Origin of the sequence: uncultured Brachyspira sp. (assembly GCF_949287625.1) — a bacterium.
GTDB lineage: Bacteria > Spirochaetota > Brachyspiria > Brachyspirales > Brachyspiraceae > Brachyspira.
Window position 1 is genome coordinate 1 of sequence record NZ_CASEGO010000136.1, and the last position, 12,323, is coordinate 12,323.

General features: G+C 26.1%; 10 protein-coding genes. 2 read left to right on the forward strand and 8 right to left on the reverse strand.

Going from position 1 to position 12,323, the window contains the following annotated elements:
- Positions 1 to 175: 175 nt before the first annotated feature.
- Positions 176 to 1,219: a 3-deoxy-7-phosphoheptulonate synthase gene (gene aroF / locus Q1X91_RS14360; protein WP_300759075.1), complete on the reverse strand. Its 1,044-nt coding sequence runs from the start codon at positions 1,217 to 1,219 to the stop codon at positions 176 to 178.
- 634 nt (positions 1,220 to 1,853) lie between these two features.
- Here aroF and murB point away from each other — a divergent pair.
- On the forward strand, positions 1,854 to 2,759 hold the full coding sequence (gene murB / locus Q1X91_RS14365; protein ID WP_300759077.1) for a UDP-N-acetylmuramate dehydrogenase: 906 nt from the start codon (positions 1,854 to 1,856) through the stop codon (positions 2,757 to 2,759).
- A 2-nt stretch (positions 2,760 to 2,761) separates the two neighbouring features.
- On the opposite strand, the gene Q1X91_RS14370 is transcribed toward murB, so the two are convergent.
- The 3 genes from Q1X91_RS14370 to Q1X91_RS14380 form a co-directional block, all read right to left on the reverse strand.
- Positions 2,762 to 3,469 carry an acyl-ACP thioesterase domain-containing protein gene (locus Q1X91_RS14370; RefSeq protein WP_300759079.1) on the reverse strand — a complete coding sequence of 236 codons (708 nt, stop codon included), beginning with the start codon at positions 3,467 to 3,469 and terminating at the stop codon, positions 2,762 to 2,764.
- Positions 3,470 to 3,541: 72 nt separating this feature from the next.
- Complete coding sequence (locus Q1X91_RS14375; RefSeq protein WP_300759093.1) at positions 3,542 to 3,655, reverse strand: tetratricopeptide repeat protein; 114 nt, start codon at positions 3,653 to 3,655, stop codon at positions 3,542 to 3,544.
- Between the two features lie 88 nt (positions 3,656 to 3,743).
- Positions 3,744 to 4,832 carry a tetratricopeptide repeat protein gene (locus Q1X91_RS14380; RefSeq protein WP_300759081.1) on the reverse strand — a complete coding sequence of 363 codons (1,089 nt, stop codon included), beginning with the start codon at positions 4,830 to 4,832 and terminating at the stop codon, positions 3,744 to 3,746.
- A 183-nt stretch (positions 4,833 to 5,015) separates the two neighbouring features.
- On the opposite strand from Q1X91_RS14380, the gene Q1X91_RS14385 reads away from it, so the two are divergent.
- The gene (locus Q1X91_RS14385) at positions 5,016 to 6,278 is read left to right on the forward strand and encodes a hypothetical protein (protein ID WP_300759083.1); all 1,263 of its coding nucleotides are present in this window, start codon (positions 5,016 to 5,018) and stop codon (positions 6,276 to 6,278) included.
- Between the two features lie 437 nt (positions 6,279 to 6,715).
- On the opposite strand, the gene Q1X91_RS14390 is transcribed toward Q1X91_RS14385, so the two are convergent.
- From Q1X91_RS14390 to Q1X91_RS14405, 4 genes are all read right to left on the reverse strand, one after another.
- A complete protein-coding gene (locus Q1X91_RS14390; protein WP_300759085.1) occupies positions 6,716 to 8,707 on the reverse strand; it encodes a hypothetical protein in 1,992 nt (663 codons plus the stop codon).
- 131 nt (positions 8,708 to 8,838) lie between these two features.
- The gene (locus Q1X91_RS14395; protein WP_300759087.1) at positions 8,839 to 9,738 is read right to left on the reverse strand and encodes an Rpn family recombination-promoting nuclease/putative transposase; all 900 of its coding nucleotides are present in this window, start codon (positions 9,736 to 9,738) and stop codon (positions 8,839 to 8,841) included.
- A gap of 116 nt (positions 9,739 to 9,854) precedes the next feature.
- The gene (locus Q1X91_RS14400; RefSeq protein WP_300759089.1) at positions 9,855 to 11,525 is read right to left on the reverse strand and encodes an ankyrin repeat domain-containing protein; all 1,671 of its coding nucleotides are present in this window, start codon (positions 11,523 to 11,525) and stop codon (positions 9,855 to 9,857) included.
- A gap of 137 nt (positions 11,526 to 11,662) precedes the next feature.
- Positions 11,663 to 12,323, reverse strand: a 661-nt coding sequence (locus Q1X91_RS14405; protein WP_300759091.1) for an Rpn family recombination-promoting nuclease/putative transposase, incomplete at its 5' end; no start/stop codon positions are given.

A 12,323-nucleotide genomic window follows, 5' to 3' on the forward strand; every position in this document is an offset into this window, starting at 1 on the left:
ATCATAAACGTATACATTCTGCTTTAAATTATTATACACCTGTGTTATACTTCAAGAAATTAAGGAATACTTAATGCAATATGTCTGGCTCCTGTGCAAATATTATGCAATAAAAAAGACGAACAGAATAAAATCCATTCATCTTTAAAAAAATATAATAATAATTTATAAGTAATTATTTAGTATAAATTTTGCCGTTATGTTTTTCTTTTATTTTTTGAACAGTATCAGATATCATATTAACGGATTCCATAATATCAGCAAACACATCAGGCTTTATAGACTGAGCCCCATCGCATAAAGCATGCTCTGGATCATTATGCACCTCTATAATCATACCATCGGCACCTGCAGAAATGGCTGCTAATGTTAGAGGAAGTGCCATCCAAGATTTACCGCTGGCATGTGAAGGATCTCCTATAACAGGCAAATGACTTAAACGCTTTATAGCAGGTATTGCACTCACATCAAATGTATTTCTAGTATAAGTTTCAAATGTTCTTATACCTCTTTCGCATAACACAACATTTTCATTGCCTTGATTGAGTATATACTCAGCACTCATAAGCCATTCTTCTATAGTGCTTGACAAACCTCTTTTTAAAAGTATAGGCTTTTTTAATTTTCCTACTTCTTTTAAAAGCTCAAAGTTCTGCATGTTTCTTGCACCAATCTGAATCATGTCCACTGTATTATCAAAATCTTCTAAATGCCTTATAGATACAATCTCGCTTACAATAGGTATTCCAACCTCTTCTTTGGCAAGTTTTAATATTTTAAGTCCGTCTAAAGCTAAACCCTGAAATGCATAAGGTGAAGTTCTAGGTTTAAAAGCTCCGCCTCTAAGTATAGAAGCACCTGAAGCCTTTACACTTTTAGCTATATTAATAACCTGCTCCTCGCTTTCAACAGAACAAGGTCCTGCAATAATTGTAGGTTTGCCCTCTCCTATTTTCACACCGCTTACATCAACTATAGTGTCTTCTTTTTTAAACGCTCTGTTCGCTCTTTTGAATGGTTCCTGCACTTTTAATACTTTAGATACACCTGGTAAAGATGATATCAAGTCTCTGTCTATCTTTGAAGTGTCCCCAACCATACCTATTACTGTATAGTCTACTCCTACACTTTTATTAATCCCAAGACCTGCATTTTTAAGTCTTTCTATAATGTTATTAATATGTTCTTCTTTGGCATTTGGTTTCATTACTACTATCATAATAAAATCTCCTTGAATAAAAAATAATTAATTAAAAATCGATGAACTTAAATATAAAAATTAAGTATTAATAAAAATTTTAAATATATAAATTTGTTCTGATTAGAAAAATAGATACTCTGGCGTCTTAAACGCCATAATATAAGAAGTAATAAGCATAGATACTTTTAAAATTAAGTGAAATAAAATTATCCTTCATAGTAACCAATTATATATAAAAAATATAAAAAGTCAAGCCTTTATAATTTTCATAATTTATAGAATATACCTAAACAAATATAGTTTGTCAAAAATGAAGTTATATTTTTTTTTAATATCTGGGGCTTTGCCCCAGACCCCACTTCTTTTGTTGCCACAAAGAAGCAAAAAGGCTACATTTCAGACTAAATTTAGTAATTTATTCTACATGTAAAACATAAATTAGTACTATTTAGTATTATTTTTAGACTTGCACTTTCGCGAAGCGTATCCGAGCTTGTCGAGGATATAAGGTTCTTTTACGAAGTCCGCAGAGCGTATGCAGCGGGAAAAAGAACAACAAAAAAAATTGACAAACTTAAAAATTTTCAGTATATTGTAATGTTTTATTAAATTTGTTATTATTATGTTAATAAAATATATGGGAATGAATATCATGAATAAATCTATAAAAGGTGTTTTAATAAGAAAAAATGTATCGCTTAAGAAATTTAATACTTTCAGAGTTAATGCTAAAGCTGCAGAATTCTATATTCCAGAGACTATTAACGGATTTATAGATTTAATAAAACTTCTTAATGAAAAAAACAAAAGATATTTAATATTAGGAGGCGGAAGCAACATATTATTTTTGGATAAGATAATAGAGTTTCCAATAATATATACAGGTTTTTTCAGCCGTATAGAGCATACTTCACATAATATATTAGCCTATTCTGGAGCAAAAGTTATTGACACTGTAAAGTATGCTTATAAAAATGCATTTACTGGTTTGGAATTTTTATACGGTTTGCCCGGAAGCATAGGAGGGGCAGCTTATATGAATGCAAGATGTTATGAGCATTCGGTATCTGAGTTTATAGACAGTGTGGGAATAATAGACGATAATATTGAGTATATGCATATAGGAAATGCTGAATGCCGATATGATTATAAAAGAAGTATTTTTCAGGATAAAAAATATATTATTTTGGACGTGAGATTTAAATTAAATAAATCATCAAAAAAATTAATAAAACCAGAAATGAATAAATATCTTAAAGACAGAAAAACAAAACATCAATTTAAATATCCTTCTGCAGGAAGTACATTTTTAAATGATTATAATACAAACATGATAGCAGGAAAAGTTATAGACTCCATTAATATGCGTGGTGTAAGATTTGGGGGAGCTATGGTTTCTCCTTATCATGCCAATTTTATAGTTAATTACAATAATGCCTCTGGTTATGATATACTTAATCTTATGAGAAAGGTAAAAGAAGAAGTGTATAATCAAAAGGGAATTACTCTTAATGCCGAAGTGAGAATAATATCTAATTATGAAGATGCAAAATTATAGTATTATAAACTATAAGAAAACTCTATAATAGCATATGTTTTATTATCTTCATTATCAAACTTGAGTAAAACTTTATCATCAATTACAGCCTTTTTAACTACTATAGTATCACCTAAAGCAGCAGGAACTCTGTACTCTATTCTTATTCTTTTAAAATCATCATCGGCATAATCTATAGCCATATCAATATACCTTGCATTATTAACATGATTATTGTCATCTATGCAGTATTTTTTTACTTTAAATCTGTCAGCTTCTTTTAACAAATTATTATCAGTTTTTATTTTTCTAGGAAGATAATTCATATCCTGTTTTTTATCAAATTTATAATTTTCTATAAATGAAGATGGAACCCTAATCAAAGCACCGCTTGATAAATCTACGAATCCGCCTATAGCATAGCAAATAGCAAGTTCATTATCATTTTCATCATATATTACAGTATTTCTATATCCATACGCCTCATTACATTCATATACATAAGTGCGTACTGTTATTTTATCGCTGTATTTTGGAAGTTTATATATATCAACCTGTCTTGATACCAAAAACATACTTATATTATTTTCATTAAAATATTTTGTAAGCTCTATATCAGAATCCAATTGAAAAAAAGAACAATCCTGCATAAGGTCAAATATAGATGACGCTTTTAAAAGTCCGTCTTTATCTATTTGGCTTGTTCCTACTACTGTTTTCATTTCATACATATACAATAACCTTTTATTATAATTTATTTTAAAAAAATATTATAATACTAAAAATATAATTGTCAAAGATAATTAATTTCTTAGTTTTTCAAGAGCCTCTTCTCTATTTTGTTTAGCCCTTTCATAATCAGGATTTATTTCTATAGCTTTATCATAATCTTTTACAGCCTCTTCAAAAAGCCCAATACAATATTTTGTAAAGCCTCTGTTGTTATAAGCGTCAGCAGATTGAGGATTTAATTATATAACCTTATCATAATTTTTTAAAGCTTCTTTAATAATCTGACAAATTATAATATGAAAGTGCCTTATTATAATATGCATCTATATTATTACTATCAAACTCTGTTACAATATCATAATCTTTTATAGCTTCTTCATGAAGACCAAGATTATTTTTGGCAAGTGCCCTATTGTAATATGCATCAATATATGAAGGCTCTATATTTAATGCTGTATCAAAATCTTTGATAGCTTCTTCATAAAGACCTAATGCACTTTTAGAGTTGCCTCTGTTATTGTATGCATAATAATACTGGGCATTTAATTCTATAGCCTTATAAAAATCTTTTATAGAATCCTCATAAAGTCCGATATTATACTTTGCTATTCCTCTGTTATTATATGCATCGGTATATTCATCGTATATCTCTAAAGATTTATTTATATCTAGTATAGCCTCATTATATAGCTTTAATCCTATTTTGCAAACTCCTCTATTATTATATGCATAGGCACTGCTTGCAGGAGAAATATCTATTGCCTTATTATAATAAAAAATAGCCTCTTCATAAAGTCCAAGGCTTCTTTTAGCATCGCCTATACCATTATATGCATATATGTCTTTATCATCTAATTCTAAAACTTTTTTATAATCTTCTATAGCTTCTGTATATTGTTTTGAAATTAATTTTATAAATGCTCTGTCGCTGTATGCATCTATATTAGTGCTGTCTAAAATAATAGCTTTATCAATATCTTTTAAAGCCTCTTCATAATGTCCTAAATTACCTTTAGCAAAACCTCTGTCATCATATGCTTTTGAATGTGTAGGTACTAATTCTATAACTTTATCATAGTCTTTTATAGCTTCTTCATAAAGCCCCAAATTGCATTTTGTATTAGCTCTGTTGTAGTAAAGTTCTGCATAATTTTCATCTGTCTCTATTGCCTTATCATAGTAATTAATAGCCTTTTCAAAATTACCTAAAGCATTTTCTGAAAGTGCTAAATAGTTATATATTTCTGATTTAGTATTTTCTTTTTTTTCTAAGTCTTTATTTAAGGCTTTATTAAATAGTTCTACAGCTTTTTTATATTCACCTTCTTTAAATAGTTTTAAACCTTCTTCAAAGTATGACATCTTATTTCCTTATGTTTTTTATAATAATATAGTAATGAAAAATATAAAACAAAGCTTTGTTTTGTCAAGTGAAATGTTTATAAAAAGAATACAATATATTTATGCTTGATTTTTATGTTTATTATATTATAATAGTTATCAATTTTTTAATTTACTATTATGGGCTTTATGAGGTAACAATTTATGGAAGAAAGTACTATTCAAAATAACAATACAAATCAAAAAACAAATACAATTAATGACATAAACAATAAAATAGGCAAAATATTAGAAAATAATTTAATAGCAAATCTAATAATTATTTTTATAGGTCTTATTGCTTCAGGATTTATTACATCTTCTATTTTTATTTTAATGAATAATAGAATTTCTAGATTCCTTATGGATTCAGAATATAGTTTTACTTTATTCACTCCATTTTTTCATTTATTTTATTTTTTCTCTTTAAGTTTAATATTTTATATAAATAAAAATTTTAATTTAAAAAATATATTAATAACATTTTTATCAGTTATTTTTATATTAATTGTAGATTTAAGCACTGGTTTTTTTATAGGAACTGCTGCTATAGATAATATGGATTTTTTTGTACAAATCTCTATTATAAAATATATATTTAATAATATAATATTTTTTATAATATTAGCTTTATCATATAACGGTTTTCAAGTATTAAACTCCAAAAGTATTTCAGAATTCTTTACTTTTTCTGCTGACATATCAATATTTGCAGGCTTGATAGCAGGTGTAGTATCAGCAGTATTTGGAATATTTGCAGCGATAGTTTTATTTTTAATAAAAGATATTATTGGCAGTTTAGATAATGATATTATAATAAAATTAATAGTATTATCAGGATCATTTTTTACTTCATTATTTCCTTTTTTGGTATATACAGTTTATAGAAATATGAAAACTAATATTTCTATATATTTATCAAGAATATTAATGCCTTTCAGTTTATTATTTATATTTATACTTTTGATTCTTTTATTAATGCCAGATATAAGTCCTTATGATAACAGAGTCAGTTTTATACTTTATAATATAATGCTTGCTATAATTGTATTAAACATGTTCTTTATAAGGATTGATTATAAATCAAGCATATTTACTAAGGCTTTATATATTGTTCTTCCTTTAATAGCAATTATTTTTGATATATTAGTATTAACTTCTTCTTTATACAGATTAGCAGAATATGGTATAAGCCCAAATAAAATAACATTAATAGGTACAAATTTAATAATGCTTGGTAATTTGATTTTTATAACATTTCTGAATATTAAATCCATACTAATAATATTCAAAAAGCCTGATAGTATTCCAAATATAAAAGAAATCACTATTGGGGATACCAAATCAGTATTTTATATTTATATTTACGGGGTTTGGGCTTTTATAGTATGTTTTATAATGCCTGTATTATATAGTATATTTGGCTGATAAAAAATAATTTTCAAATTATTACATAACCAACCATAATTTGTCAAAAATTAAAAAATGTAAATAAAAAAGTCCATACGTATAAAAAATAAGCATGAACTTTTATTAGACTTGTTTTAAAACTAAATTTATTAATATTTATAAATTTTTATTTAATATTTTTAAATTATAGTTGGGGCTTTGCCCCAAACCCCAGTTCTTTTATTGGTATAAAAGAATTTTTAAATTATAGTTGGGGCTTTGCCCCAAACCCCAGTTCTTTTATTGGTATAAAAGAACCAAAAGAACTGCATTTTGCAGCTTAAACATACAATTCATACAATATGTAAAACATTTAATTAAATTATAATTAATATTATTTAATTAAACATAAAATAATAAACTCGTAAAATTGTTTCTCAAGTACTTTTGAAACAAGTCTATTGTAACTATTAAAATTATTGTATATTCAAAATTTTAAGCATTTCAGCTTCTATTGCTTTAATATCGCCTTTTGCTTCCTGAATAGCTTTTATTTCTGCTCTTCTTTGCTCCAATAATTCTTCCCGACCTTGTTTATCCAAAGCAGCCCTTTTAGCAAAATACGCATCGCTTATAAGTTTGTCAGCTACTCTCAAAGTTCTGTCAGACACTATTGCTTTATCTGATGCATTCTCTGCTTTAGACATATCGAAACTTGAATAAGTTTTTAAAGCTCCTTCAGGCATTCCGTCAAGTATGCTTCCTTTCCATTCCAATTTAGGCTGATAACTATATGTAATATAATCAAAAACTTCTGCATTCTTTATTTCATTATTATCAACAAATATATCACATGCTTCATTATTAAGAGTATCCAATAAAAGCATTTTATTCTTGCCGTTTTCTGTGTATATTTTTTGAGTACATTCCAAAGACTGAAAATCAGAATTATTAATAAGCTGTCCTATTTCTGAATCAAAATCTACTTCCAAATTCTCTTTCAAAAGTAAAGTATAATTCACTGTACCGCCTCTTCCTGCAGAACTTGTATATTCACCTGAAAGCATTAATTCTTCTTTGCCGTCATTATTGATATCACATAAGAAGAAAGATACGCTATGCAAAGGATAATACATTTTGCTAGCTATATAAGATGAATATTGTTCTATATCAAAGCTGCCTGAATCTATAAATTTGGAGTCTTTAGTATAATCTTTCAAGTCATTTGTAGAAATTAAATTAATTTCAGCAGATTTTACTTTATCTATATCTCCAAGTCTGAAATTATAATCTTTTATCTCTTTAAATGAAGCATATAAATTATCTTTTATAAACTCAGGATTATAATAATGCATATTTACTAATCCGTCCATAGTGCTTTCAATTAAAAATGTATTCTTTTTAAACTCAAGTAAATTAAGGCTGTTCCAACCGTCATAACAATAAACGGCATTAATATTGTAATAATTTTGATAATATTCTAAATAGTCTTGTATATCATCATTAGCTAATCTATTATTTACATAAGTTTTTATATATTTGTTCATTATATTTGTATTGCCTATTTCTTCTGCTATCTTTATTGAAGATAAACGGGCTGTACCTTCCAATTCAATTGAGATTAAAGAATAATTATTTTCATTGAATAAATCTATATATCCATTATTTTTTACAATGTATTTATAGAAATTATCTTTATAAGCATCAGCAGATAATTTTTCTGCTCTTAAAGAATCAGGAGCTTCTATTATATAATCAACTAATTTCATTTTATTGCTGTAATCATTATCATCATCATACTTTGCTATCATCATAGATATATTAGTACCGCCTGCTTTTTTCCATTCTGTTAAATATTTTTTCTCTTCTTCAAAATAATAAAGCGAATCGCAAGTAAAATGAGATAAGAATAAGGCTAAATAAACCTCAGCATCTTTTTTACTTAATTTTAATAATTCTTCTCTTGCTTTTTTTAATGCTAAATTTTGATCGACATATAAATATTCAACAGCATAATAATCTGCAACTTCACTATATATACCCCAATTACCCCAGCTTATTAAGAATTCTAAATCTAATGCTGCATAATTAACATTTGATATAAACTCTATAGAATATTTTTTTCTTTCATCATCATTTGCAAATTTCCTATTAAGAAAATCAAAATTCCTTTTTGCATATTCATTATTTTCTCTTAAATTTTTAAGCTTTTCATCAAATTTTGTTTTGTCTGCTCTAATACCTTTATAAACATATTTCATATCAAAGAATTCTTTTTGATTATTTGTCTGTTTGCTTTGATTAGCTGATGTATTGGTTTGAATATTTTGAGATTGTGTATTGTTGTTTTGTGATTTTTGATTAGTTTGAGTATTTTGTTCTGATTGATTTGTTTCTTTGTTTCCGCCGCATGAAATTACAGCAATCATTAAAATAAATGCTGCAATTATAGAAATAAAATTTTTCATATTGTACCCTATGTATGTATTGTAGTTTTCGCGTTATAAATTAGAATAATTAAAATTTCAATTATATAATATTAATAAAAAGTGCATACATATAAAAAATATGCATGCACTTAAAAAATTATTCCATCTAATTATAATTTTTTTATTTCTTCTATACTTAATCCTGTTATTTTGCTTATAATATTAATATCCATATTTTCTTTTTTCATGTTTTTAGCAATTAATATCTGATTTTCTTTAATACCTTCTTTAATACCTTCTTCTTTAGCCTTCTTCATATCTAACTCTATACTCTTATTAAAGAAATAAGTATCTACTTCTCGTTTTTTATATTTATCCATTACAGGACTATCATTAACAAATGTACGGCATTTTTTTTCTACTTCTTCAAATATAGTATTTTCTTTCATTAAGATAGACATATCAACCCCCTTAAAAAATTTTATCCAAGAAATGAATTCTTTATGTATATTATCTAAATTTTTATCAATATCTTTTAAATTGAATTTAGGAAGCTCGAGGAAATGCAATTGACAATGATCTGTTAAAATTTTATTATTATTTAATTCTTTTAACACATAACAGCTATGAACTTTATATTCATCTGTAAGTATAAAATTTGTAATATTAATACTCACAGTTGGTTTTAATTCATCATAAAAAGAACCTCTATTTAAACTAGAACTGTAATTATAAGCCCAATAGTATAAAGCCCTTTTTATAAAATCTTCATTTCCTCTCGATTGTATCTCTATTAAAACAGTGATGCCTGTTTCTGTAGTAGCTTTAATGTCAACTATAGACTCTTTCTCATCGTAATTTTCAGCAATATTAAATGGGTTTAATATCTCTATTTTCTTAAAAGTTTCAAAGTCTAAATCTTTAAATACTGCATTAATAAAGTTTAAAGCTATATGTTCATTACCAACATGCGAAAATAAATAGCGTACAAAATAATCATTAATTCTATTCAAATTATTTATTGTAACAGGTTCATTTAATATTTGTTTTAACTTATCAAAATCTTTCATAATATTATTATACAAAAAATCATGGTAAAAGTAAAGTTTATTAAATTTATATATTTTTCACAATACAAAGTGCATACATATAAAAAATATGCATACACTTTTTTATTTTATTATTTTTATATAGTAAGATAGTATTCTAAACTGTCTGGATTATTTAAATGATGAAGTGCTGCTTTGTCATCTTCCTCTATAACAATATCCATAGCTGTTTTTCCTTCTTTGTTTTTAATGTTATAATCGGCACCCATATTTATAATAACTCCCAACATACCATAACTTCCAACAACATTTTCTACAGCAACTATTAATGGAGTATCTCCGTTATCATTTTTTTTATTTACATCAGCACCGTTTTTTATCATATAGTAACAAGCATCTGTCCCAAACCAAACTTCACGTACTAAATATGTTAAAGGGGTATCTCCTGTTGCTGAACATATAGCATTTAAATCAGGCTTCAAATCAATAATATCTTTAACTAAATCTATATTACGATACTTCATTGCTATTATTAATGGAGTATATCCGTATCCGTCTTCTAAATTTATATCAGCACCATGTTCTACTAAAAATTTAACCATTTCTTTATCATTTCTAGCAGCAGCTAAGCCAAGAGGTGTAATCTTATCATATTGTTTATTCAAATCAGTATCATCTTTTATAAGTTTTTCTAATGCTTTCATATCGCCTTTAGATACAGCATTCATCAATTCATCATATCCGTCTATATTATTTGAATCTTCACTTGATAATAATTTTTCTATTTCATAATATTTGCTATTTTTTACTAATTCTATAGCTTCTTCTCTAGTTGTATTAGTATTAAGATTAAAAATATCATTATCTGCTAATAATTTAGTTATATCATAATTATTATATGCATAAAGCATATAATCATCAGCTGAGTTTAAATTAGCTCCTTCATCAATTAAAAATTTAGCCATTTCTATATATCCGTTTTCAGCAGCTACTTTCAAAGGAGAATCAACCCAAAATCCGTCAAAAAATCTTTGAGCATCTATATCTTGTCCTATAGATAATAAATATTTAACCATTTCTATATTATTTTCTCGTACTGCTTCTGGAATTAAAGTTTCTTTTGAATCTCCTCTTTTTACAAGAAGTTTAAGTATATCAAGATTGTTGTTGCCAATAGCAATATCTGTCAAATAAGTAGAATATTCATAACCATAATCTCTATTTTTATCAAGTCCTTTATCAATTAAGATTTTAGTCATTTCAGGATTATTATTTCTAACAGCATAGTAAAGCATATCAAGACCGCCTTCTGTTTCTGTTTCCATACCGCTTGCTCTGGCATTAACATCAGCACCTTCTTTTATAAGCTCTTTTGCTAAATCATTGTATCCGAATTGTACTGCCAAAAACAAAGGAGTAGAATCTTGATATATATATTTATCACCAAAATTTGTATATTCAGTAATTTTTCCTTCTAGTCCTTCCTCTGCCAATAATTTTGATATTTCGTATATTGGTGCTTTATATTTATGTTCATTAAGTATTTCATCTATTTTTTTATATCCTGTAGGTATAGGATCCATTTCTGTACCTTGAATATATTCATTAGTATATTTAGTTGTATCAATATTAATATCTATATTATTATTTTGATTTGTAGTTGTTGGATTAACATATACTTTATTAGTTTCTGTTTGATTAGTTTGAGTATTTTCTGTTTGTTCAGTATTACCGCTGTTACCGCCTCCGCATGAAATTATAGAAATCATTAAAATAAATATTATAATTATGGAAATAATATTTTTCATAGTAAACCGTCCGTATGTATTTTTATTTTCGCATTATAAATTAAAATAACTAAAATTTCAATTACAAAATATTTTTACAATAAAAAAGTGCATACATATATAATGCATACACTTTTTTACTGTAACTTTTATATTTATTATAGATTTTCTATTTCTTGTATACTCAATCCTGTTACTTTACTTATAATATTAACATCTATATTTTCTTTTTTCATATTCTTAGCTGTTAATATTTGATTTTCTTTAATACCTTCTTTAATACCTTCTTTAATACCTTCTTCTTTTCCTTTTTTAATTCCTTCTTCAATTCCTAATCTTCTTTCTTCATCAAGCATTATCTGATTGCCGTATAAATAAGCCTCTTTTTTCTCGTATTCCATCATCATTAATTTACTTTTGACAAAATTATTATATTTTTTCTGTACTTCTTCCATTATAGGTTTTTCTTTTACTATTTCAGACATAGACGCCTCCAAATTTTTACTTGTGAATATTTTGAGCCAATAATTTAAATCTTTAGCTAATATGTTTTTCTTAAACTTTTTTAATTCTATTATATGTATTTGAAGATGGTCGGTTAATAATTTTTTATTATTCATTTCATAGAGCATATAACAAGAATGTATATTTTTAGTTTTATCTAAATTAAAATTAAGAAGATTGATACTTATTACTGGTGTAAGCTCATCGTATCTTTCTCCATGTTTTAATAACTTACTATAATTAGCTGCCCAATAATATAAGATACGTTCTGGGAATCTTGAATTACCTTGTAACTGTATTTCTATTATGACTACT

Coding starts and splice junctions, on each gene's coding strand:
- aroF (WP_300759075.1), bottom strand. CDS start 1,219: ATGATAGTAGTAATGAAACCAAATGCCAAAGAAGAACATATTAATAAC.
- murB (WP_300759077.1), top strand. CDS start 1,854: ATGAATAAATCTATAAAAGGTGTTTTAATAAGAAAAAATGTATCGCTT.
- Q1X91_RS14370 (WP_300759079.1), bottom strand. CDS start 3,469: ATGTATGAAATGAAAACAGTAGTAGGAACAAGCCAAATAGATAAAGAC.
- Q1X91_RS14380 (WP_300759081.1), bottom strand. CDS start 4,832: ATGTCATACTTTGAAGAAGGTTTAAAACTATTTAAAGAAGGTGAATAT.
- Q1X91_RS14385 (WP_300759083.1), top strand. CDS start 5,016: ATGGAAGAAAGTACTATTCAAAATAACAATACAAATCAAAAAACAAAT.
- Q1X91_RS14390 (WP_300759085.1), bottom strand. CDS start 8,707: ATGAAAAATTTTATTTCTATAATTGCAGCATTTATTTTAATGATTGCT.
- Q1X91_RS14395 (WP_300759087.1), bottom strand. CDS start 9,738: ATGAAAGATTTTGATAAGTTAAAACAAATATTAAATGAACCTGTTACA.
- Q1X91_RS14400 (WP_300759089.1), bottom strand. CDS start 11,525: ATGAAAAATATTATTTCCATAATTATAATATTTATTTTAATGATTTCT.